This is a genomic window from Sphaerisporangium rubeum (assembly GCF_014207705.1).
GTDB classification, from domain to species: domain Bacteria; phylum Actinomycetota; class Actinomycetes; order Streptosporangiales; family Streptosporangiaceae; genus Sphaerisporangium; species Sphaerisporangium rubeum.
On record NZ_JACHIU010000001.1, the window covers coordinates 5,131,714 to 5,153,966 of the forward strand.

General features: G+C 71.0%; 17 protein-coding genes. 5 read left to right on the forward strand and 12 right to left on the reverse strand.

Annotated elements, in window-relative coordinates; all coding sequences use genetic code 11:
- Positions 1–338: 338 nt before the first annotated feature.
- The 7 genes from BJ992_RS21860 to BJ992_RS21890 all read right to left on the reverse strand — a co-directional run bounded on the left by BJ992_RS21860 (position 339) and on the right by BJ992_RS21890 (position 10,966).
- Complete coding sequence (locus BJ992_RS21860) at positions 339–2,294, reverse strand: dynamin family protein (RefSeq protein WP_184983918.1); 1,956 nt, start codon at positions 2,292–2,294, stop codon at positions 339–341.
- On the reverse strand, positions 2,284–3,114 hold the full coding sequence (locus BJ992_RS21865; protein WP_184983919.1) for a nucleotide exchange factor GrpE: 831 nt from the start codon (positions 3,112–3,114) through the stop codon (positions 2,284–2,286). The genes BJ992_RS21860 and BJ992_RS21865 overlap by 11 nt, the downstream gene beginning before the upstream one ends.
- Entirely contained in the window at positions 3,111–5,225 is a 2,115-nt protein-coding gene (locus BJ992_RS21870; protein ID WP_184983921.1) for an outer membrane protein assembly factor BamB family protein, read from the reverse strand. Before BJ992_RS21870 ends, BJ992_RS21865 begins: the two co-directional genes overlap by 4 nt.
- Positions 5,226–5,239: 14 nt before the next feature.
- A complete protein-coding gene (locus BJ992_RS21875) occupies positions 5,240–6,565 on the reverse strand; it encodes a dynamin family protein (protein ID WP_184983923.1) in 1,326 nt (441 codons plus the stop codon).
- 1,057 nt (positions 6,566–7,622) lie between these two features.
- Positions 7,623–8,285: a hypothetical protein gene (locus BJ992_RS21880; protein WP_184983925.1), complete on the reverse strand. Its 663-nt coding sequence runs from the start codon at positions 8,283–8,285 to the stop codon at positions 7,623–7,625.
- 32 nt (positions 8,286–8,317) lie between these two features.
- A complete protein-coding gene (locus BJ992_RS21885) occupies positions 8,318–9,229 on the reverse strand; it encodes a phosphorylase family protein (protein ID WP_184983927.1) in 912 nt (303 codons plus the stop codon).
- Between the two features lie 27 nt (positions 9,230–9,256).
- On the reverse strand, positions 9,257–10,966 hold the full coding sequence (locus tag BJ992_RS21890; RefSeq protein ID WP_184983929.1) for a hypothetical protein: 1,710 nt from the start codon (positions 10,964–10,966) through the stop codon (positions 9,257–9,259).
- A gap of 128 nt (positions 10,967–11,094) precedes the next feature.
- On the opposite strand from BJ992_RS21890, the gene BJ992_RS21895 reads away from it, so the two are divergent.
- Positions 11,095–11,817: an NUDIX hydrolase gene (locus BJ992_RS21895; protein WP_184988675.1), complete on the forward strand. Its 723-nt coding sequence runs from the start codon at positions 11,095–11,097 to the stop codon at positions 11,815–11,817.
- On the opposite strand, the gene BJ992_RS21900 is transcribed toward BJ992_RS21895, so the two are convergent.
- Genes BJ992_RS21900 through BJ992_RS21915 form a run of 4 tightly spaced genes read right to left on the reverse strand, consistent with a single transcriptional unit; the run spans position 11,712 to position 18,204 of the window.
- The gene (locus tag BJ992_RS21900) at positions 11,712–12,749 is read right to left on the reverse strand and encodes a hypothetical protein (protein WP_221474927.1); all 1,038 of its coding nucleotides are present in this window, start codon (positions 12,747–12,749) and stop codon (positions 11,712–11,714) included. The genes BJ992_RS21895 and BJ992_RS21900 overlap by 106 nt on opposite strands.
- Before the next feature lie 58 nt (positions 12,750–12,807).
- Positions 12,808–15,237 (reverse strand): AAA family ATPase, encoded by a 2,430-nt coding sequence (locus tag BJ992_RS21905; RefSeq protein ID WP_184983931.1) that lies wholly within the window; start codon positions 15,235–15,237, stop codon positions 12,808–12,810.
- Positions 15,237–16,385 carry an exonuclease SbcCD subunit D C-terminal domain-containing protein gene (locus tag BJ992_RS21910; protein ID WP_184983933.1) on the reverse strand — a complete coding sequence of 383 codons (1,149 nt, stop codon included), beginning with the start codon at positions 16,383–16,385 and terminating at the stop codon, positions 15,237–15,239. The genes BJ992_RS21905 and BJ992_RS21910 overlap by 1 nt, the downstream gene beginning before the upstream one ends.
- A 13-nt stretch (positions 16,386–16,398) precedes the next feature.
- On the reverse strand, positions 16,399–18,204 hold the full coding sequence (locus BJ992_RS21915) for an ATP-binding protein (protein WP_246496742.1): 1,806 nt from the start codon (positions 18,202–18,204) through the stop codon (positions 16,399–16,401).
- Positions 18,205–18,335: 131 nt separating this feature from the next.
- Between BJ992_RS21915 and BJ992_RS34375 the strand changes: the two genes are divergently transcribed.
- Positions 18,336–19,184 (forward strand): helix-turn-helix domain-containing protein, encoded by an 849-nt coding sequence (locus BJ992_RS34375; RefSeq protein WP_221474928.1) that lies wholly within the window; start codon positions 18,336–18,338, stop codon positions 19,182–19,184.
- Positions 19,181–19,582 carry a VOC family protein gene (locus tag BJ992_RS21925; RefSeq protein ID WP_184983935.1) on the forward strand — a complete coding sequence of 134 codons (402 nt, stop codon included), beginning with the start codon at positions 19,181–19,183 and terminating at the stop codon, positions 19,580–19,582. The genes BJ992_RS34375 and BJ992_RS21925 overlap by 4 nt, the downstream gene beginning before the upstream one ends.
- A 141-nt stretch (positions 19,583–19,723) precedes the next feature.
- On the opposite strand, the gene ppk2 is transcribed toward BJ992_RS21925, so the two are convergent.
- The gene (gene ppk2, locus BJ992_RS21930) at positions 19,724–20,539 is read right to left on the reverse strand and encodes a polyphosphate kinase 2 (RefSeq protein ID WP_184983937.1); all 816 of its coding nucleotides are present in this window, start codon (positions 20,537–20,539) and stop codon (positions 19,724–19,726) included.
- A 262-nt stretch (positions 20,540–20,801) separates the two neighbouring features.
- On the opposite strand from ppk2, the gene BJ992_RS21935 reads away from it, so the two are divergent.
- Together BJ992_RS21935 and BJ992_RS21940 are read left to right on the forward strand one after the other, a co-directional pair.
- A complete protein-coding gene (locus BJ992_RS21935) occupies positions 20,802–21,638 on the forward strand; it encodes a hypothetical protein (protein WP_184983939.1) in 837 nt (278 codons plus the stop codon).
- A gap of 81 nt (positions 21,639–21,719) precedes the next feature.
- Positions 21,720–22,184 carry a hypothetical protein gene (locus BJ992_RS21940; protein WP_184983941.1) on the forward strand — a complete coding sequence of 155 codons (465 nt, stop codon included), beginning with the start codon at positions 21,720–21,722 and terminating at the stop codon, positions 22,182–22,184.
- Positions 22,185–22,253: the final 69 nt, after the last annotated feature.

Genomic DNA, 22,253 nt, shown 5'->3' on the forward strand with positions numbered 1-22,253 from the left:
CACGAAGGCATACGAATATCATCGCGTGATGTTTCCCCCACCTGCCCGTTCTCCCTTCTCCCCCAAGGCGACGGGACGTTCGGACGGTTCCGGGAAAACCCGGAGAACCGTGTCGAACGGCCAACGCGCGCGAGGCGTAAAGGGTTCCCCTTGATCAGGGAGACGATCCGGCCTCCGGTCATTTCCCACCTTTAACAGAAGTCACACCACCGGCACCTCCACCCGCTATAGGTAAAGACGCTCGCGTCGCACCCGGAGATGGCAGCATGACCGAAATTCCTGGCACCGGATAATCCCCAGAAAAGCGATAAATCCCCCCATATACCGCGAATCGCCGGTCACTCATCGAGCCGCCCCAGGATGTCGTCGCCGCGCTCCTCCAGCCGCTCCAGCCGCTCCAGCCGCGCGTCCGCCGCGGCCCTGCGCGCACGCAGCGCCTCACGCTCCAGGCCGAGCGCCTCCTCGGCGTCCTCCAGCACCGCGGTCAGCTCGTGGCGCGCGCGGGCCAGGCTCCGGCCGACATGCAGGATCAGCGCCTGTTCCGTCCGCGCCACCGCGTCGTCCGCCGCGGCGAGCATCTCCCGCCGCAGACCCTCCAGCACGCGCTCAAGGCCGTCGCGCAGATCGGCCTCCCGGTTGGCGCGCTCGTCCACGCGTCCCCGCCAGCGCGCCAGCGCGGCCACGATGGCCACCCCGACCAGTGGGCCGAGCCATGGCCAGATCAGCACCGTGGCCGCCGTGGCCGCGACCGTCCCGAGGTCCACGTACTGAGACGCGCGGTCGACCTGGTCGAGCAGACCGCGAGGCGGACGCTCCGCCCTCGGGACCGGCGGCAGATCCACCGCGACCACCAGCTCCGCCGCGACCGCCTCGGCACCCTCGGCGCCGAACTCCTCGGCGACGGCCGTCGCGACTGCCGACAGCCGGGACCGCAGGTCGCTCTCGAACCCCATCAGCAGACCGCGCGCCGCGGCGTCCACGTCGGCCGGGAACTGCGTGTGCAGTTCCCCGCCTCCCTGCCTGATCCGCTGGTCGAGCGTCCACCGCAGCTCCTCCAGCCGGTCGCCGGCATGGCGCCGCAGCGCGGCCGACTCGGCCCGCGTGCGCCGCTCCAGGCGCTCACGCCAGCCCTCGCCGCGCCGCTCGTGGTCGGCCAGCAGATCGCGCTGCCTGCGCACCCGCGCCGTGAGCGCCGGGTCGCCGCCGAGCGTCCCCGCGCGGTTCCCTGCCTCGATGATCGCGAGCCTGAGCCAGTGCAGAGCCGTCCGCACGGTGTTGGCCAGGCGTACCGCGTCGGCACGGCCCGCCACCGAGTCGCGCAGCGCGGCCTCCAGCGCGCCGAAACCGCTGGACTGGTAGCGCCGCGCGGCGGTGTCGCTCCGGCCGGCGAGCTCCGCCTTGTCGGCGTCGGACTTGCGGCGGCTGCTGACCGTGAACCACGGCGCGCCGGCGTAGTCGGGTACCTTCCGTGCCACCAGCTCGCGGTCGGCGTCGAGGACCTTCTCCCAGCCGGGGAAACGGTCGGTCTGGGTGAGGACGAACATGACGGTGGAGACGCGCTGGGTGGCGAGGGTCAGGAAACGCAGCTCCGAGGCGGTCAGCTCGCTCCTTCCGTTGACGACGAACAGCAGCGCGTCGGCCTTCGCCAGCGTGGCCAGGGTGATCGCGGTGTGTCCCGCCACGAGGCCGCCGACCCCGGGGGTGTCGATCAGCGCGAGCCCGCCGGCCAGCAGCGGCGCGGGAAGATACACCTCCACGTGCTCCACACCGCCGGCGCGAGGCCGCTGCGTGACCGGGTCGAGTGCCGCGTACGTGTCGATGTCCTCCAGAGGGATCTCGTGGCCCTGCGGGTGCTCGCGGTCCACCACCACGGCGTGCTCACGTGCGCCGTACCGGACGACGACATGCACGCTGGTCGCGACGTCCACATCGGTGAACAGCAGCTCGGGCCGTCCCACCAGCGCGTTGATCAGCGAACTCTTGCCGCGCTTCTTCTCCCCCACCACGACGACCGTGGCGGCCTGACCCCCCGCCTCGTCCGCCAGCCGCTCCACCCCGGCCGCCGAGGCGGTACGCCCCTGCTCGTTCAACGCCGTGACGAGGTCGGCGAGATACCTGCGCGCCTCCCCCTCCAGGTGATGACCGCGCCTGCCGTTCCCCCCGGCTCGTCCCCCACCCGCCGCCGGCTGCCCCTGGCCGTCCCCGGCTCCTCCCCCACCGGCCGCCTGCCGCTCCTGGCTCCGTGGCCTGTCCCCGGCGTACCCGTCGCGCCGCTGTCCGTGCTCAACCGCCATTGCCCTCACCCGCCTCCACGTAGACGACGACCGCCGGGAGACGGACCTGCCGGTCCCGGTCGGTGACCCCGCACAACTGGGTGTGCGCCACGGTCATGTGGCGTCCCGGCTCACCGGTCGGCTCCCTGCCGACGGCCCGGTGCCGTTTCCTGTCGAACCGCTCCCCGTCCACCTCGGCCAGCGTCACCCCGACCTCCTCCAGCCCGCTCCGCAGCACCGCGAACAGGCCGGCGTCGTGCACCCGCAGCCGATCCGCCAGGTCCACACACACCATGACCAGCCGATCCCACTCCCCGGCCCTCGCCTCCACCGCCGCGAACGCCGCCGCGGCCTCCGCCTGCGCACGCGCGAAAACCTCCTGCGGATCGGCGTCCCTCTCCTCCGGACCCGGTGCGTCGCGACCCGGCCCAGACCCGGGGGACGGATCCGGTGACGGCGGCGGCCCCGGGTCCTCCGGCGGACCGACCTGACCGGCTCTGTCCTCGTGGCCCGGACCCGACTCGGGGGATGCGTCCGGTGACGACGGCGGCCCCGGGTCCTCCGGCAGGCCAACCTGACCGGCTCTGTCCTCGTGACCGGTCCTTTTCTCCTCGGCGCTGCCGGCCTCCTGGCCGGTGCCGGTCGTCTGGCCGGTGCCGTCCTCCCTGCCGGCCATCTCGGCTGAGTCCGGTTCGCCGGAGGTCTCTTTTCCGGTGAACGGCCACCACGGCGACCGCCACGGCAACCAGGAACGTCCTGCCGTCCCGGCCGCCTCCGCTGGTTCCGGCGTGTCAGGCGTGTGCGCTGCGCTCGGCATGTCGTGTTCCTCCTGTTCGCTCATGGAGCCGTGGCTCCCGTGACGAGGTCGACGGCTTCGATGTGGCCGGTGGTGACGGCGACGTAGGCGAAGAAGGGACCGACGGCAGGCGGGCCCGTGACGGGGCCGGCGGCGACGGTGGTCCAGCGCGTGGCGCCGGTGTCGAGGTCCACCGCCGTGAGCTTGTCTCCCGCGACGACATACGCGGTCGTGTCCCGTATCACCGGTGTCGCCGTCACCGGACCACCCGCGGGCAACGACGCGCGCTCGTCCCCCGTCACGGCGTCCAGCGCCAGCAGGCGGCCTTCGGCCGTCCCCACGTACACGCGGCCGCGGTCGAAGACCGGACCGGTTCCCGGCGGCACGCCGACGTCGCGGGCCCAGGTGACAGGGTTGTTCGCCGCACGTTCCACCGCGTGCAGCGTGCCGCCGGCGTCGGCGGCGAACACATGCCTGGCGGTCACGGCCAGGGAGCCGGAGACCGCGCCACCCGGCAGGCGGCGTTTCATGCGCCGCTGCGCGAGGTGCGCGTCGATGGCCGTCACCCGTCCCGACTCGCTGCCGGCGAACACCAGGCCCTGCGCCACCACAGGCGCGCCGCCGTCCACCCCGGCGATGCCGTAGGTCCACACGTGGCCGCCGTCGAGCGTGTACTTGTACAGGCCCTGCTCGCGGGTGCCGACGTAGACGTGACCGCCGTCCACGACGGGGGCCGCGGTGACGGGCCTGCGGTGCACCGAGCGGCCGAGGTAGTGGAACCAGCGCCGCTTGCCGTTCACGACGGCGAACGCCGTCAGCCGGCCGTCGGCGTCACCGACGTACAGCCGGTCACCGTGCACGGCCGGGGAGGTGACCGGCGCGCAGACGGCCGTCTGCCACACCTGTCCGCCGGTCGCGGCCCTCAGCGCGTAGATCAACCCCTCGTCGGTGCCGACGTACAGCACCTCACCCGCCAGCACCGGGGCCCCGGGACGGCCGGTCACCTCGGCCCGCCAGAGCCTCGGCCGTCCCGGGGCCGTCTCGGTCCCCGGCAGGCCGGTCAGCGCGCCGAGCGACACCGCGGCCTTCGGCTCGGCGGCGACCACCGCCTCGACCCGGCCTTCGGACCGTTCGCCGATCATCCGCCTGATCAGCGGGATGGCGCTCGAACCACCGGTCAGGTAGACGGTGTCGACACCGGCGCCGTCCGCGGTGACCTCGCGGATGGCCGCGGCCAGCTCGTCCACCGTCCTGCTCACCATGCGGGTGATCGCCTGCTCGAACTCCTGACGGGTGACCTCGATGCCGGGGTCGTAGAAGCCTTCCTCACGGATCAGGTACCGGACACGCTCCGACAGGCTCTCCTTGGCCTGAGTGATCTTCTTGGCCCACTTGTCCCGCCACATCCGGGACTGCCAGTCCCGGCCCTCCCACACGGCGTACTCGGCACGCGGATCGCGCCTGTGCGCGTGCTCGCGCACCACTTCGAGCAGCGCCTGGTCGAAGTCCTCGCCGCCGATGTCCTCACGGCCGCGCGGCACGCCGCACACCTCGAACCCGTCGGGGCCGCGGCGCAGCACCGCGGTGTCGAACGTGCCGCCGCCGAGGTCGTACACCACGACGTACTCGCCGACGGCGAGGTCACGCAGCCGCAGGTACCAGCGGGCCGCGGCGACCGGCTCCGGCATGAAGTCCACCGTGCCGAGACCCGCGCGTTCCGCCGCGACGGCCAGCCGGTCCCGCGCGTCGTCGGGCCAGCGGGCCGGGTGGGTGAGCACGACCCGCTCGGGGCCCTGGCCGGTGAACGCGAACTTCCGCCGCGCCGTGTCCAGCACCTTGCGGAAGATCGCGGCGACGAGGTCGGCCGTCTCGATCCTCTCACCGTCCACCAGAGTGTGCGACTCGGCGCGAAGCTCGCGTTTCGGCAGCCGGACGACGCGCTCCGGTGTGACCTCCGCGGAGTTGAGCGCCTCGGTGCCGACCACGATGCCGTCGTCGCCGTCGCCGAGCAGCACCACGGAAGGAAAGTTCCTGCCGGTGCCGGGTTCCAGTTCCAGCGGTTCGACACGGCCGTCGTACAGGGTGGCCGCGGCCGTGTTGCACGTGCCGAAGTCGATGGCGAGCTGCCAGCCGGCCACCGTCGTACGATCATCCATAGGGGGTCCTTCGTTCATCGCCGCATGTCAGGGTGGTAGCCCTCGCACAATCGCCTCGCGGTCCCCGCGAAGCGGCGCAGCCTCGGCGGCCGCGTCGGATCCTGCTCGACATACCGCCAGCGGGTCGTCTCCCATCCCGCCGCACGCGCCACATCGGCGCGGCCGGCGCCTGGAGGCAAGCCGAGGGCCTCCCCGGGTGAGGCGCGCGAGACCAGCAGGCGAAGCGCCTCGACGTCGCCGGCGTCGAGACGCAGCCGGCCACTCTCCACCTCCCACAGCGCCTCGCGCAGCGCGCCGCGCGCGAAGACCGGCAGCCGGCGCAGTTCCTCCACCGCGTCGAGCAGCCACTCTCCGTTCCGATCCCGCCACGCGGCCTCGGTGAGCCGCGTCAGCGCGGACGCGGCGCGCAGCCAGTCCGTCCGCGGGCCGAGGGAACTCCGCACCGTCTCGACCAGCCGGTCGACACCGGAACGTTCACGCAGGTGTGCCAGCAACCGGTAGGAGCCCATGGCGCCGTTCCTGACGTGCTCGACACACAGGCACAGACCGTGGATGCCGAGCATGCCCAGCAGCCGGGAACGTTCCCCCGCCTCCAGCGGCCCGTCCTCCCAGTGACGGAACTCGTCGTCGTCGTACAGCGCCTCGTACACCTCCCCGGGGTCGTGCCTGGCCAGCAGCCGCACCAGCTCGGCGTCGCGTTCGGTGAACTCGGCGCCGAGCGCCGTCTCCGCCAGCAGACCCACGACCGGCACGACCGCGCTCACCTCCGCACGCAGCCGCTCTCCGTAGGTCGCGGCCAACTGCGACGCCAGGGTCCACGGGTCCTTCCTCGGGTCCTTCGGCAGCCGGTCGACCTGACTGATCACCCCGATCCGTCCGGAACGTCCGGCCAGAGAGGCATCCACGCCGTCGCGTATCTCCATGAAGGCCTTGGCGTCGTCCTCACCCGGATGCGGCATGACGTACAGCACGGCGTCCGCGTCCCCCAGCGCCGCGATCGAACCGTCGTCGTCATGGTTCGGCGAGTTGAGCCCCGGCGTGTCGACCAGCACGCAAGCGAGCGGCATCTCCCCACCGGAGAACTCGACATCCACCCACGCCACCTCCCCCGGCGCACGACCGAGCCCCCCGTCCCGCACCGGCAATCCCCCACGCGGCCCCGTGAGCACCTCGTACGGGTCACCGACCCGAGGCGTCACCACCACCCGGTCCTGATGAGAAGGCATGTACCGAGCCACCACAAAGGTGCACTCGGTCTCCCCCGTAGGCGCGACATCCCGGCCGAGCAACGCGTTCACCAACGTCGACTTGCCGGCGTTGATCTGCCCCCCGACCGCCACCCACAGCCTCCCGTCCCCCAACCGACCCCTCACCCCCCGCGCCGCCTCCCCCAACGGCCCCGGCCCCTGCCGACCCGCCACCCGCACACACAGCCGCACCACCTCACGGCACAACTCACCGTCCACGGGCCCCCTTCTCCGCCTTCTCGTGATGGGTGAAAAGAACGCCACCGATGAGAGCGGAGCCCCAGTGCGAAACGAAGACCGGCTCGGCCTGCGTACCGGACCGTGAGAATGCGATGAGAAGTCTCCTGCCGCTCCCGGTGGCCGCCGTCCGGCCGTTCGCGATCGGACAGCGAAACGAACCCGTCGCACGACGCGAGGTTCTCCGTGATCTCCGCACGGTCCGCACAGTCGTCGGCGAGCACTCGCCTGGCGGCTTCACCACTTCGACGTCGAAGGCGCGCCGATGTTCCTTCCAGAAGCCGACCCGCGGATCACGCGACCGGCAGGCCTCGCCGAGCGTGAGCCCTTCATGCGTCTCGGCACCGGACCGCCGGCCACAATCCGGGCATGCGCGTGCCGTTGGGGATACCCAGCGGTCAAAACAAACCTGACAGATTTGACTCTTCATCAGAATGCCAGACGCCGCAATCGGGACAAAAGATCGTCACCATCCCAGATGACTATTGATCGCCTACCCTACGTAGAAGGAGACGTCCGACCCCCCGCAAAGGTTTCCCGATCCAGCCATTCCGGAGGTGCTTTTTCAGGATTTTCCTGTAGCACGCACATACCTCATGAAATCCGATTTTTCTCCCCAAATCCCCCAAATCCCCCCGTACCACACCGTGCGAAAGCCTCTTCACTCCGGCCCTATTCCAAGGCCGTTCCACCGAGCCCCTCCCTCCGCTTCGGTGAAAGAGCACCGGCAAACCCGCCGCAGGTGGCACACGGAGACATCTTCCGACCGCAACCCGTCTGCTGTACTGCGCCGAGCGAGCGTCTTGTCCCCCGCGCATCGCACACAGGCCACGGCGACGTCACCCAGTGGCCAGATCAAGCCGGCCACCGTCTCCCACTACAGCCGCCACGTCCCTTCGCACAACCGCGGCCGTCACCGGACCTCGGCCGACACACCGCTGTCCCACGCCGCCGCGAAAAGGTTCTCCGCGTAGTCGTACAGCGGCCCGGGGCGGTGCGCGACAAGGCACGGCGAATTCCTGCCGTGCTCGTCACTCCGATAGACCGTGAGGTAGGCCACCTCATCCGTCAAGATGACGCGTTGCAGGTTCGGCAGGTCGTAGAACCGCAGCCGCACCTTGCCGCTGCGCCGCGCCAACTGCTGGATGTAGACCGCGTTGAGGCACACCTGATCGGCGAGCAGCCCTGCCGTGAAACCGGGGTCGACCCGGCGCATCTCCAGTTCCCGCCGGGACAACCAGGACCCCGCCCCCGCGGAGGGGTCCGGCAGCAGGATCTCCACGAACTCCAGCCGGGAGTCGCCACCTTTGTCCCAGAGCACTCCGAAGCCGTCACGAGTGATCTCGTTACCTCTTCCGGCCAGGACCTTCACCCACCGGGCCCGGCTCAGCACCACGGGAAGCTCATCGTTGGCCTTTCTCTGGCCGCGATGCACCCGCACCTTCCCGAGCCCGGTGAGCCACCCGAGCAGCAGAACCGGTAGTTCCCTCAGCCACCGAGCCGCGACCCATCCCGCTCCAACGGACAGCACCGTCGCCAGCAGGGAACTCAGCAGGTCAGACAGGAAGGTGTCCACGTCCGCCTCCGTCCGCCACCGGATCGCCCCCTTTAGTCCCCGACCGCAGGACGGCCCGTCGGGAGGTACGGCAACAACCGCCGCAACACCTCGGCCGCGTGCCTCGCCGCGACCGCTTGCGGCTCGTCACTCTTGCCGGCGTCGGCATGATCGGAGATCCCCCGCACGACCAGCCACCCGCCGACCTTGCCCGGGCCCGACTGCTCGTAGAACGCCTGCACCAACCCGCCGGCCTCTGTCTCGACCGCACATGTCTTGTCGTTGTACGTCTGAACGAACTCACGGATCGGCGACCGAGAGTCGGTGATCACCGCCTCTCCGGACCCGATCGGCCCGGTCGAGACGGTGAAACTCCTGGTGACCCCATCCGGGGCCGTTACTTGAAGAGCAGCCGGTACCTCATGGTCGTCGAAGAAGGAGTTGACCGCACGAACGACGGAAGCGGGTGCGGCCGGGCCCTCGCCGCGGTGCCGAGTCCCATCCGGTGTCTCCTTCCGCGCGTCGTAGTAGACGACATGAGTGGCCACCACCACATCGCCAAGTCCTACAGTCGGATGAATGCCACCGCCGATGCCGGTGAGCACCACGACCGCCGGGCTGTAGTGCTGCCGGAGATCGCTGAACGCCGCCACGGTCGAACGCTGCCCCGGGGAAACCGCTCGCAGCGCCACGACTCGCGTGATCCGGCCGCGGACCTCTACATCGCCCTCGTGGAAAGCAATCTCCGTACCCGTCACTCGCTTGAGTCCGAGCACGTCACGAACCGCTCTCAGTTCGACGGGCAAGGCGGTGATCACCCCGACATCGGCCTTCCGCGTCTCATCCTGTCCACCGCTACCTCCGGATGAGATGTGGAGTACCGCCCCCGTCCCCACCGCCGAATTCGTCACGGTCGTCCGTCCACCGGTTGTCATGATCCCGGAGTTGTTCACGTCACCGCGCACGTTCCACGCTCCTTCTCATTCGGGAATTCAGCCCTCGCCGTCACCGAGGCGTGTGTCTATGCGGAACTCGGCTCCGGCACCTACGGCAGCCTGATTGATCTCCGTCTTCCCACCCATGTTCAGCACGCCGCTGTTGATGATCGTCGTCGCCTGCGACGTGAACGCCGACGTGTCGAGGCCTTTCTCCGTCAGGAAGTCCTCGGCGGCCTTGAGAAGGTGCTGCTCGATGATCTTGATGTGGTCCTGGATGGTGAACTGATCCAAGCGCGAGTCCTGCCACGTGGCCGACTTGAGCTGCCGGATGCTGAGCAGAGGACCCACCGTCGCGCCGCGCCGTGCCGCGCGGGATCGCGGGTTCCGCGCACGAGCGGCGCGCACCAGCACCACAGGGACCCTCACGAGGCGGTACGTCTCATAGATCGTGCGCGGAAGGTCCTGAACACCGCGTAGCGCCGACCGGACGACACCTCTGGCGCCGTCCGGCGTGAGCGCATCGGTCAGGTGGTACTCAACGGGTGTGCGCGTCAGCGCGCACGCCGCGAAGTCCAGGCTGAGAGCACGACCTTTGACCGTGACCCGGAGAAAGACGGTAGTGACGACCTCGCCGGTGTCGCTCACCCGGATCTCCAGAAAGTGGTGGAACATCGTGAAGTGCCGGTCGATGATGCCGTTGATGTCTTCCGGGGTGGGTGGCTCCCCCCTCAGCCATTCCCGGGGCCCTACGGCGACGTCTTCCTCGGCCACGTACAGCCGGTCGCTCACCTTGAGGCCGCGCAGGCTCGCGAGTCCTTCGATCCTCCGCAGGTCCGTGATCCTCGCCCGCAGGTGATCCACCAGTTCGTGCGCCTTGAACGGCGCCCCGTCCTCCCAGAGACCATCCGCCGGCTGACCTGCCTTGGGCAACAGACGGATCACCAAGGGCGGCATCCAGCGATGGACGAGCCTTCCCGCACCGAAGAACATGCTCGGCTGGTCGAACGGGTCCGCCCGCACAACCGCCTCAGTGGCCTCCGTGACGGAGCGCGTCCTTGAGTACACCACGCAGGGATGACGTTCCTGGTCGTTGATCACCGTCAGCCGTGCGCCGGGTACTCCGTCCAGTACCGGGCCACGCGCACGATTCAACAGCACCTTTCTGACCGCACCCGACACCGCGGTGATCGCGGCACACAGCAGGGTGAGGACGGCGGACTGCCTCACGACCTCTGCGAGCGACATGCCCGCGATCCAGGCGACCAGCAGTGGCACCAGCAGCAGGCCGAGGCAACTCGACAGTGCGATCTGAACCATGCGGGTGTGCTCTCTGGCCTGAGCCGCGTCGCTGTTCCATCTGGCTCGACGCAGCCACGAGTGCCATAGCGCCTTGACCTTGAGCGGGATCGCCACCCGGGAACTCCGGTACGCGATCCGTGCCATGTGGCACAGCGCCAGGCCGGTCAACATCATCACTACTGCCGGAGCGGCATGGAACAACCCGAGCGTCAGGACGACAAGGACGACCGCGTACCGCGCGGTCTCCAGGATCCAGGCCCACCAGGCGTGCCTGACGACCGGGATCAGTTCGTAGCCGTAGGCCGGGGACACGCGATGCCTGACATCGCAGTACACGTCACGGATCACCAGGTCCCGGAAATCACGATCGACGTAGACGCCGGCGCAGAGGCTGCGGGTCGCCGCGTCGTGCCGGACCCGCTCATGCAACGCGGTGTACGCCGTGCGCTGCTGTGGTCGCACCATGCCGCCTCCGACACCAGAGTTTAGGTAAAAATGACTTTAATCATCCTGACCACTTAAAGTCAATGCGACCTTTAGCTAGGCTGGCCGACGTGATCAAGAAATCCCGGAGAGCCGCCGAGCACTCCTCCATGTACGTGACCGTCGACCTGGTCATCTTCACCGTCCTGCAGGATGCCCTTCAGGTGCTTCTGATCGAGCGAGGCAACGAGCCGTACCTCGGCCGATGGGCCCTGCCTGGTGGGTACGTACGCGACGCGGAGACTCTGGACGAGGCCGCGCTGCGCGAACTGGACGAGGAGACGGGGATCGACGGACGGCGCCTCCATCTGGAACAACTGCGTGCCTACAGCGACCCGCATCGTGATCCCCGCGGCAGGATCATCACCGTCGCCTATCTGGCGCTCGGCCCGGAACTCCCCCTTCCGACGGCCGGTACAGACGCACGAGCCGCACGTTGGATCCCCGTCACATCACTGGTGGACTCGCAGGGAACACTCGCGTTCGACCACGACGTCATCCTGAGGGACGCGCTGGAGCAGGCCAGGTCACGGCTGGAGTACAGCACAGTGGCCGCGGCCTTCTGTCCCGAGCCGTTCACCGTCGGCGACCTGCGTCACGTGTACGAGGTGATCTGGGGGGTGGCGCTGGACCCCAGCAACTTCCGCCGCAAAGTGACCCACGCGGAGTCGTTCTTGGTGCCGACCGGTGAGCGTCGGTATCCAGAAGTGGGGCGTCCGGCGGCGCTCTACCGGAGAGGTGCGGCGCGGCTGCTGATACCGCCGTTGCTGCGTTCGAGCGACGTCACCGGCACCGGCACGTCGCGGGTCGCGGCCGTGCGGAGGGAGCGGTAGAGGAGGCGGGGGTCGCCGAGGCGGTGGCGGAGGAGTTTTTCGAGGCCGCCGATGGGGACGAGGTTCTGGGGGGCCCGGGGGTCCTTGTAGTCGACGCCTGCCAATGGGGGGAGGGTGAGGGTCACGGTGTCGGCCAGGGTCGTCACCTGGTCGGGGAACAGGTCGGCGGAGGTCTCGCAGCGGACGACGCCGGACCAGGGGGTGGTGGAGCGGACGGGGAGGCGGAGGTACCACGTGTGGCGGCGCCAGCTTGTGCCCATGAGGAAGACCGGGGTGCGCTGAGCGGGGGTCAGGGCCGACACCACGGCCGCCTGGGGTGGGGGGAGGTAGGCGGTGTGGTGGGTCTTGACGTAGCCGACGGTTCTCGGGAGGTGGGTGCGGCCACGTAGAGGGCCGTCGACGAGCAGCAGGTCGTCGGGGTCGTGTGCCTCGGTGCGGTGGCGGATGGCGAGGTCGACCTCCAGCTCGGCCAGGTGCTGCTGGAGCGCCAGGGAGAGGTGGTCGGCGGTGGGGAGCGCGGCGCGGCGGGAGGTGTAGGTCGCGGCGGGGGTGACGATGTCGGGGGTGTCCCGTGCGGCGCTGAACACCGAGCGGCTGACCTGCACGGTGGCGAGGGTGGCGGGCTCACCGGGAGCGCAGCGGACGATGCCGGCGGCGGCGGAGGCCGCGATGCCGGGGGACGGCATGCCGCCGTCGGGGCCGGGGTGGGTCCAGACGCGCGCGTCGACCCGGCGCACACCGTCGGCGATCAGCAGTACAGCGGGGAGAGGGGTGTCCGGCGACGGCGTGATGGGACGCCACTCGGCAGGAGGCAGCTCCACACCGAGGTCCAGCTCGGCGGTGGTCGTCTCCAGACCGGCGCCGGCGTCGTGGTCCATGGCGGCGCCGTACGACGGGTCCCAGGGGTCGACGGTGAAGCGGCCCGTGGTCATGTGGCCGCCTGCCGCGAGGAGAGAACCGGTGTCGCCGAGGGAGGCCGTGTGGGGGTCCTCATGTGGTGGCCCTTCTCAGGTGGGAGCCTTTCTGGTCTCGGGTGATCTCGTAGCGGATGGGGACGCGGTCGGCGAGGGCCGGGACGTGGGTGACGAGGCCGACCATGCGGTCGCCGCTGGTGGCGAGGCGTTCCAGGGTGGCGGCCACGGTGTCGAGGGTGGCGGGGTCGAGGGTGCCGAAGCCCTCGTCGAGGAAGATGGAGTCGAGGCCGCGGGTGGTGCCCATGCCTGCCACCTGCTCCGACAGGGCCAGGGCCAGCGCGAGGGCCGCCTGGAAGGTCTCGCCGCCGGAGAGGGTGCGGACGTTGCGGCGCATGCCGGCTTCGGCGTGGTCGATGACCTCGATCTCGTTGCGGGTGCCGAGGGCCAGTTCGTACTGGCCGTCGGACAGCTCGCGCAGGGTGTCGGACGCGGCGGCGACCAGGAGCTCCAGGGCTTCTGCGCACAGCCAGCGCTCGAAGGCGTCGGCGCGCAGGAGTTGCGCGAGCTCGTGCGCGACGCGGGCCTCCTGGTCCCTGGCCGCGGCCTGCTCGGCGAGTTCCCGCGCGTGACGGCGGTTCTCCTTGATGCGCTCGAGCCGCGCCTCGGCCCGGGTGACGGCGGTGACGACGGCTTCGGCGATGGCCTGGGGGGTGGGGTCGCCGGCGATGGCGATGTCGTGCTCGGCGAGTCGGTTCAGGAGCCGGACGCGGTAGGCGTCGCGCTCGGCGCGTATGCGGGCCAGCTCGGTGTCCTGCGCGGCGAGCGCGGCGCGTTCGTCGGCGGCGGCGCGGTCGCGCCAGGTGAGCAGGCCGGCCCAGGCGGCACGCAGGTCGGTGCGGTCGACCGGTGGCGCGCCGAGGGTGACGACGGTGTCCCTGGCGGTGTCGAGGTGACGCCAGGCGCGTTCGGAACGTGCGTGGGCCTCGTCGGCGCGGCGCCGCGCGTCGTCGTGCGCGGACCTCGCGGCGGACCTGGCCCTGCGCGCGCGGGCCGCGGTGCTCTCGGCCGCCTTGACGGCGTCGAGCTGTGCCTCGATCTGGTCCCTGTCTCCCGGCGGAGGTGCGCCGGCGATGCGCGCGGCCAGCTCGTCGGCGTCGCGTGCGGCGACGGCGGCGCGGGTGACGGCCGAGCCGTGCCGGGTCCTCGTCTCCTCGGCGGCGCGCAGGGCCGCGGCCAGCACACGCTGCGCGGTGCCGAGGTCGGTGCGCGCGGGGTGGTGGGGCAGCTCGGTGACGGTGCGCAGGCACGTGGGGCACGGCTCGCCGACGATGAGCCTGCCGCCGATGTCGGCGGCGGCGTGCGCGTCGCGCAGGCGGTCGCGGTCGCGTTCGGCGGCGGCGAGCGCGGTGGCGGCGTCGGCGGCCTCGGCGGTGAGACGGCTCAGCTCACCGGCCGCACGCTCGGCGTCGGAGACCGCGCGCGTGTGCGCTGCGGTGAGGCGCTCGTGCTCGTCGATGGCCCGCAGCGCGGCGGTGAGCGCGGCCTTGTCGCCGAGCTTGGCGAGCTCCTCGTGCGCGTGCTGCTCCTCGGCGTCCAGCCGGTGCAGCTCGGCGGCGCGGGCCTCGACCTCGGCGCCGATGTCGCGCAGGGTCGCGGCCAGCACGGGGACCTCGCGGGGCATGGCGAGCGCGTCGAGCGGCGCCAGGCGGCGGGCCGCCTCGGTGCGCTGCTCCCACGCCTTGCGCAGCGCGTCGTCCAGGCCGCGCAATGTCTCGACATCGGTCCTGACGGCGCCGGCGAAGCCGCGCAACGCCGACAGGCGGCCGGCGGCGGCACGCTCGGCGGCCTCGTCGGCGTCGGGGAGCCGGGTGAGCTGGTCGCGTGCGAGCGCGGCGGCCTGCCTGGCGACGGCCTCCTCACGGGTGGCGCGCTCGCGCACCTGGTCGTACACGCCGGCGTCGAGGAGCTGCACCAGCAGGTCCTGGCGTTCGCGGGGCTGCGCGTGCAGGAACTCGGCGAACCTGCCCTGCGGCAGCACGACGCACTGGGTGAAGAACTTGTAGGCGAGGCCGGTGACGCGCTGCACCTCGGCGGCGACGGCCTCCCCCTCGGCGACCGGCCGCAGCACCGCCGAGGTGACCTCGGTGAGCCCGGCGGCGGCCGGCACCTCGGGGTCGAGCTCGTCGATGCGCGCCTCGCGGGTGTGCACCCGGCCGCGCGCGTCGCGGCGCAGCGCGCGGACCACGGCGTGCCGGCGGTTCCCCGTCTCGAACACCAGGGCCACCTTGCCGTCCACGGCGGACGGCGCGAGCGCGTGCGCGATGGCGTTCTCGTTGTTCCAGCGCGGCACCGTGCCGTACAGCGCGAAGCACACGGCGTCGATGACGGTGCTCTTGCCGGCGCCGGTGGGGCCGACCAGCGCGAAGTAGTCGACGTCGGTGAAGTCGACGGTGGCGGGCTCGCGGAAGCTGCCGAAATTGTCCAGGTGGAGCAGCAGGGGACGCATCAGCCGCTCACCTCGTCGTACAGCCGGTGAAAGAGCTTCTCGACCTGCTCGTCGCCGCGGCCGGTGGCGGTGAGATAGTCGTGGAACAGCTCCATCGGGCCGCGCGTGGCGGTCCCGCCGGTCGCGCGGACGGCCCGGACGGGACGGAACCGCTCGTCCAGCGTGACGTCCAGCGCGCCGGGCAGGATGCTCCGCACGGTCTCGGCGAGACCTGGCCGGGGTTTCTCGGCGACCACCACCCGCAGCCAGGTCTCCTCAAGCCCCGGGGCCATGGCCTCGAGCTCGCCGAGGGTGCCGCGCACGGTGGCCATGGCGCGGGCCGAGGTGATCGCGGCCTCGAGGACGACGGCGGGACGGCCGGGCTCGACGTTCACCAGCAGGGCTCCGGGGGTGTTGCGTTCCTCGCCGAAGTCGACGGCGATCGGCGAGCCGCTGTACCAGATGGGGCAGGGGCCGGCGACGCGCTGGCGGCGATGCAGGTGGCCGAGCGCGGCGTACTGGGTGGAGACGGGGAACGCGGTGGCCTCGAAGTAGTAGGAGAAGATGGACTGCGCCTCGCGCTCGCCGCCGCCGAACGTGCCGCTCGGCAGGGTGCCGTGTGTGGTGACGAGGTTGACGGTGCCGGCGGAGAAGCCCTTGGTGAGCGCGCCGATGAGCAGGCCGATGCGCGCGGCGTAGTCGCGGTTGTGGTCGGTGGCGCCGCCGGTGAGCACCTCGGCGGCGCGCACGACGTACCGGTGGGACAGGAACGGCAGCACGGCGAGGCGGACGTCCTCGCCGGACCTCGCGCGGAACGCCAGCGTGCCACCCTGGTCGGGTCTGCGGAACGTGCCGACGACGTGGATGCCGAGCGCGCCGAGGACCGGCCGGTAGACCTCGAGCAGCTGGGGGTGGTCGTGGTTGCCGGCGAGCACCACGACGTCACGGCCGTCCTCGCGCAGCCGCATCAGGGTGGGGAGCACCAGTGACTGCGCCTCGGGGGTGGGGGCCGAGGTGTCGAACAGGTCGCCGGCGACGATGACGGCGTCGACGTCCTCGCGGCGGGCCAGGTCGACCAGTTCCCCGAGCACGGCGCGGTGCTCGTCGACGCGGGTCCGTCCCTTGAGGACCTTGCCGACGTGCCAGTCGGCGGTGTGCAGGATCTTCACTCCTCTGGTCCTTTCAGAACGGCGGGATGTCGTCGTCGGCGCCTGGCAGGCCGGCGAAAGGATCAGCGGCCGAAGCGGTGACGGCCCGCGCGGTGGCAGGCGGGGGGCCTGCCTCGGCGGGACGGGTGGCCCAGGCGGGGAACGGGAACGTCACGGCGAGCGGCACGGGGATCTCGGGCTGCGCGACGAACATCGTGCCGGGTTTGGCGATGGTGGCCCGCTCGCGCATGCCCGGCGGCAGCCAGCCGTACTCCGACCGGGTGGCCTCGGCCGAGTCGAGACGGCCCGCGACGCGGACGGCGCAGTTGGCGACGATGCGGCGCTCGACCTCGGAGGCGGTCTGCTGCGCGCCGATCAGGATGACACCGAGGGAACGGCCGCGCTCGGCGACGTCGAGCAGGATCTCCTTGATCGGCGAGTCCCCCTCGCGCGGCGCGTACTTGTTCAACTCGTCGAGGACCACGAACAGCAGGGGCCGCGCGGTGCCGCTGCTCTCCTTGCGTGCGAACTCGCCGCGCAGCACCACGCCGACCACGAACCGCTGGGCCCGGTCGGGGAGGTTGTGCAGGTCGACGATGGAGACCTGCGCGTCGGACGTGCTGATCGAGTGGTCGCGGCCCGGCGGCAGGTCGCCGCGGATGATCGGGGACAGGGGCCGTACGGCGCTGCGCAGGCGGCGCAGGAACGCGTTGACGGTGCCGAGCGGGGTCTGCGCGCCGGTCCAGGTGCTCCGGGTCTCGTCGTCGGTGAGCTGGCCCGCGACGACGTCGACCAGGTCGGCGAACGTGCGGCACACGGGGGTCGCGGTGCCGTCCGGCAGCCGGACGGAGACGGCGCCGCCCTGGCCCGCCGGCTCGGCCCACGACTGGAGGCGGGCCGCGACCTGGCCGATCAGCAGAGAGTACTGCGCGCGCTCGTCGTCGGCGTCGGCGAACGCGAACCGCAGGAGCTCCTGCTCGCAGAACTCCCGGAGCGTCCAGTAGAACGACCCCACGCCGTGCGTGCGCGCCGACACGTGCGGCACGCCGTTGACGTCACCCGGCCGGGGTGGCGCGAACACGTGGACACTGCCGAACGGCCTGGCCGGCAGGCCGAGCGCGCCGTACCCACGGGTGGCGGCGGCGTCGAGCCGCGTGTTGGGGTGGTCGAGGAACAGCAGGTCCTCGCCTTTGACGGAGAAGATCAGCGCCTTGGTGTTGGCGGCCTCGGCGTCGAGCACCCCGGAGTTGAAGATCGAGTACAGCAGGAACGTGGCGAACGACGTCTTGGTGGCGACGCCGGACACCCCGGAGATCGACACGTGGGCCCCGCGGGTGCCGTCGAGGAAGTCGAAGTTCACGTACAGCGGCGACCCGTCGCGGCCGAGCCCCATCGGGATGCGCCGCTCCATCACGTCGAAGTACAGCGCCTGGTCGCGGTCACCCTCCTCCGCCTTGTAGACGACCGCACCCGGCACCGGCGGCACGAACACCTCGGGCTCGACGCGCGTGACCCGCACCTCGGCGCTCTCCATGACCGCCGCCGGCAGCGCACCCTCGGCGATCAGGAACACGTCGGAGTCGAACCCCGCACCCTCGTGCCGCGCCTCCACCCCCACCACGACCCCGGCGATCAGCACAGGGCCCACCCCGGGGACGTCGCGCCTGGTCACCACCACGTCGTCGAGCTGCAGCACCCGGCCGGGCTCGACCCCCACCCAGAACGACAGCGGTGAGGCGGCCTGGGTGCCGAGCACCCGGCCCGCGACCTCAGCGGCCACGCCGGCCTCACCGTTCAGACCGGCCCGGCCCGCCACACCGTTCTCGATCACGTCTGCCATCCCACCGTCCACGTTGCCATCCCGGGCAGCATAGCCACACCCTCCGACAGCCCCGCGCGCCTTTCCGCGGACCGGCATCACCTGGACGTTTCCGTCGGAGGCGGCAGGCAAGATGGAGGTGGCGCACGGAGGTGACAGGTGTGGAGATGACGGCGGGGGTCCCCTCGGGGCCGGTGCGTGAGCTGGTCGACCACTACCACGGGTACCTGGAGTGGGGCCACGACCCGGGGACGCACCGGGGCCTGCCCTCGCCATACCTCACGGTGATCTTCACGCTGCGGGAGCCGGTGCAGATCACCGCGCACCCCGACCCGCGCCAGGCGGCGGGACGGTACGACACGCTGGTCGGCGGGCTGCACACCTCGCCGGCGCTGATCACCCATCAGGGACGGCAGGCCGGGGTGCAGCTCGGGGTGAGCCCGCTCGCGGCCCGTGCGCTGTTCGGGGTACCCGCCGGGGAGCTGGCGAACGTCGACGTGGACGCCGAGGCGTTGCTGGGGCCGGCGGCGGGTGAGCTGTACGAGCGGCTGAACTCGGCGGCGGGGTGGGGGGAGCGGTTCGGGGTGCTGGACGATGTGCTGGCGCGGCGGGCCGGCCACGGCGGACAGGTGCCGCGTGAGGTCGTGCGGGCCTGGGAGACGCTGACGCGGCGCGGGGGGATGGTTACGGTCGAGGAGTTGGCGCGTGAGGTGGGGTGGAGCGCTCGGCACCTCGGCACGCGGTTCGCGGCGGAGATCGGGCTCACGCCGAAGGCCGCGGCGCGGGTCGTCCGGTTCGACCGGACCAGGCGTGCCGTGCAGGCGCGGGCCGGAGATGTGGTGCTCGCCGATGTGGCGGCCGAGATGGGGTACTACGACCAGTCGCACCTCGTGCGCGAGTTCAGGGAGTTCGCGGGGTGTCCGCCGACACGGTGGCTGGCGGAGGAGTTCCGAAACGTCCAAGCCGGGGAGTCATCGGCGCGGGCACAGTCAGGGGTATGACACAGACACCACCACCACAGGTGTGGCCGACCCTCAAGGCCCATGACGCGCGGCGGCTCATCGCGTTCCTCGTCGAGGCGTTCGGCTTCGAGGAGACCGCCGTGTACGGCGAAGGCGACACGGTCGCGCACGCGCAGCTCAACTGGCCGCTCGGCGGCGGGGTCATGCTGGGGTCCGCCGACGGATCCGGCGACTGGCGCCTCACCCCCGGCACCTTCGGCGCGTACGTCGTCACCGACGACCCCGACGCGCTGTACGAGAGGGCCACCAAGGCGGGGGCGGAGATCCTCTACGGGCTGCGCGACAGCGACTACGGTTCACGGGAGTTCGCCGTCCGTGACCCCGAAGGCAACCTCTGGTCCTTCGGCACCTACCACGGCGAGCCCCGCAAGACCTGACCGCCTCGGCCGGCACCTTCACCGCCACTCACCACGGCACACCTCCGGCACCCGGATGTGCGGATCCGGCGTCATGAACAGCCGGTCCCTGTGTGCGGCCCGGCCGGCGCCACAGCCCTCTCCTCCTCGGGCAGGCGGGGATCAGCTCGGCGGGGTGAGGGTGGCGGCGTGGTCGGGGACGCGGTTGCGTTCGTTGCGCGGGAGGCGGCGGTAGCCGGTGGACGGGGGACGCGGGGGGAGGTGCAGCGGGGGACGGGTGACCTCGTGGTACGGGATGGTGGAGAGCAGGTGCGCGATCATGTTGACGCGTGCGCGGCGCTTGTCCTCGCTCTCCACCTCGTACCACGGGGCCTCGGGGATGTCGGTGTGCACCATCATCTCGTCCTTGGCCCGCGAGTACTCCTCCCAGCGGGTGATCGACTCCATGTCCATCGGGGACAGCTTCCAGCGCCGCATCGGGTCCTCCAGCCGGTCCTTGAACCGCCGCTCCTGCTCGGCGTCGCTGACCGAGAACCAGTACTTGCGCAGCAGGACGCCGTCCTCCACCAGCAGTCGCTCGAACACCGGACACTGGCGGAGGAACCGGACGTACTCGTCGGGTGTGCAGAACCCCATCACCCGCTCCACACCGGCGCGGTTGTACCAGCTCCGGTCGAACAGCACGATCTCACCGGCGGCGGGAAGATGCTCGATGTACCGCTGGAAGTACCACTGCGTACGCTGCCGCTCGCTCGGCACCGGCAACGCCGCGATCCGCGCGACCCTGGGGTTGAGGTACTCACTGACCCTCTTGATCGCACTGCCCTTCCCCGCGGCGTCCCTCCCCTCGAACAGCACGACCAGCCGCACCCCCTCCTCCCGCACCCATTCCTGAAGCTTCACCAGCTCCGCCTGCAGCCGATACAGCTCGGCCTCGTAGACCTTCTTGTTCAGCCGACCATCCTTCTTCCCGCTCACGCCGCCACCTTTCCCACCCGTCCTCACTCCGGGATCGTAAATCGCCCCCTGTCTCACCGGACACCGGCCCCCATGAACACCGTCCCGGACGAAGGCCGATCCGGCGGAGAAGATCCCGCCGCCGCCGCGCCTCCACTATGCTCGGCGCGCGTGACCGCGAGGCAGTCCACGGGCCGGTCACCGTGCCGTCCTGGACCACGGCACGCCGTCCGCGGGCGGCCGAGCGGATCGCCGTCCCCGTCCACCTGAGGCAGGTCACGCCATGGGCGAATACCACTACTACGAGTTCCTGGCGCTGGACCACCCGCTCACCCCCGGCCGGCTCGCCGAGGTCCGTGCCCTGTCGGCCACCGCCGAGGCCGGCCCCACCGGCTTCACCGACCACTACGAGAGCGGCGACTTCGCCGGCGACCCCCGCGCGATGATGGAGCGTCACTACGACGCGCACATCTACCTCTCCGACTACGGCACCCGCCAGCTCATGCTGCGCGTCCCCCAGAAACTCCTCCCCCTGGACACCGCGCACCCGTACCTGCTGGACGAGCAGGTGGAAGCCTGGGTCTCCGGCGACCACCTGCTGCTCGACCTGCGCAGCGAGGACGAGGACGCCGATTGGGACGAGGCCGACGAGCATCTGCTGCACCCCCTCAGCGCTCTGCGCGACGAGCTGGCCTCCGGCGACCTGCGTCCCCTGTACATCGCCTGGCTGGCCGCCGTCGGCACCTGGGAACGCGACGAGGACGCCTTCGACGACGACTTCGAGTCCGAACTCGAACCCCCCGTCCCCGCCGGCCTCGCCACCCCGACCCCGGCCCAGCAGACCCTCGCCGCCTTCCTCCGCCTCGACCCCGACCTCCTCATCACCGCCGCCACCCTCTCCCCCACCCTCCCCACCCCCCTGGCCGTGGACCCCGACCGCATCGCCACCCTCCCGGGCCCCGACAAGACGTCCCTCCTCCTGCGCACCGCGGCCGGCGAGGCCCCCGAGGTCCGCCTGGAACTCCTCCACCACGCCACCGTCGTCCCGTCCCCCTCCCCCGGCACCCGCACCGTCGGCACCCTGCTGGACGAGGCGGCGGTCACGCGCCAGAGGGACTGACCTTCCGATATCTGGAGTCCCAGGAACACGAACAAGTGGCGGACACGGCCTATCTGAAGTAGTTCAGATAGCATGCAAGTCATGGCGACGAAGAGCTTCCCGTACAGCACCTTTCTGCGCGGGCCCTCTCAAATCCTCCCCTCTCTTGACGATGCCGACGTGGTGCTGGAACGAAGGGACGACGAGAACCTCATCTTGATGCGCGCTGAGCGCTTCGAAGCCGGAGTCACCACCCTTCGGGTCGCGGCCCGCGCACTGGCGATTCTCGCCCGCCGCAACCGTGACCTCGCCGAAGAGGTTCTGATCGAGGAACTGCCGTGGGCGACATGGCTGCCTGAAGACGAACGCCGAACCTGTGTCCGGGAACTTCTCGCTCACCTCCTGGCTGGAGCGGACACCGGCGAACTCATACCTTTCAGCCGTGCCCTGATCTCTTGGCGATCCACTGCCATCGTCTGGAGCGACCCCGCGCTCGCGCGCGACCTCCAAGGCCCCTTTCCTGGCGACGGCGCCGAGGTGCCGCGTCCACTGAGCGACCTCCCATGACCGGCCGGGGAGCGGACGTCCCTCGCCCTAAGCCGTGGTCCGTCCGCTTCGCCAACCGGTAATCAGCAG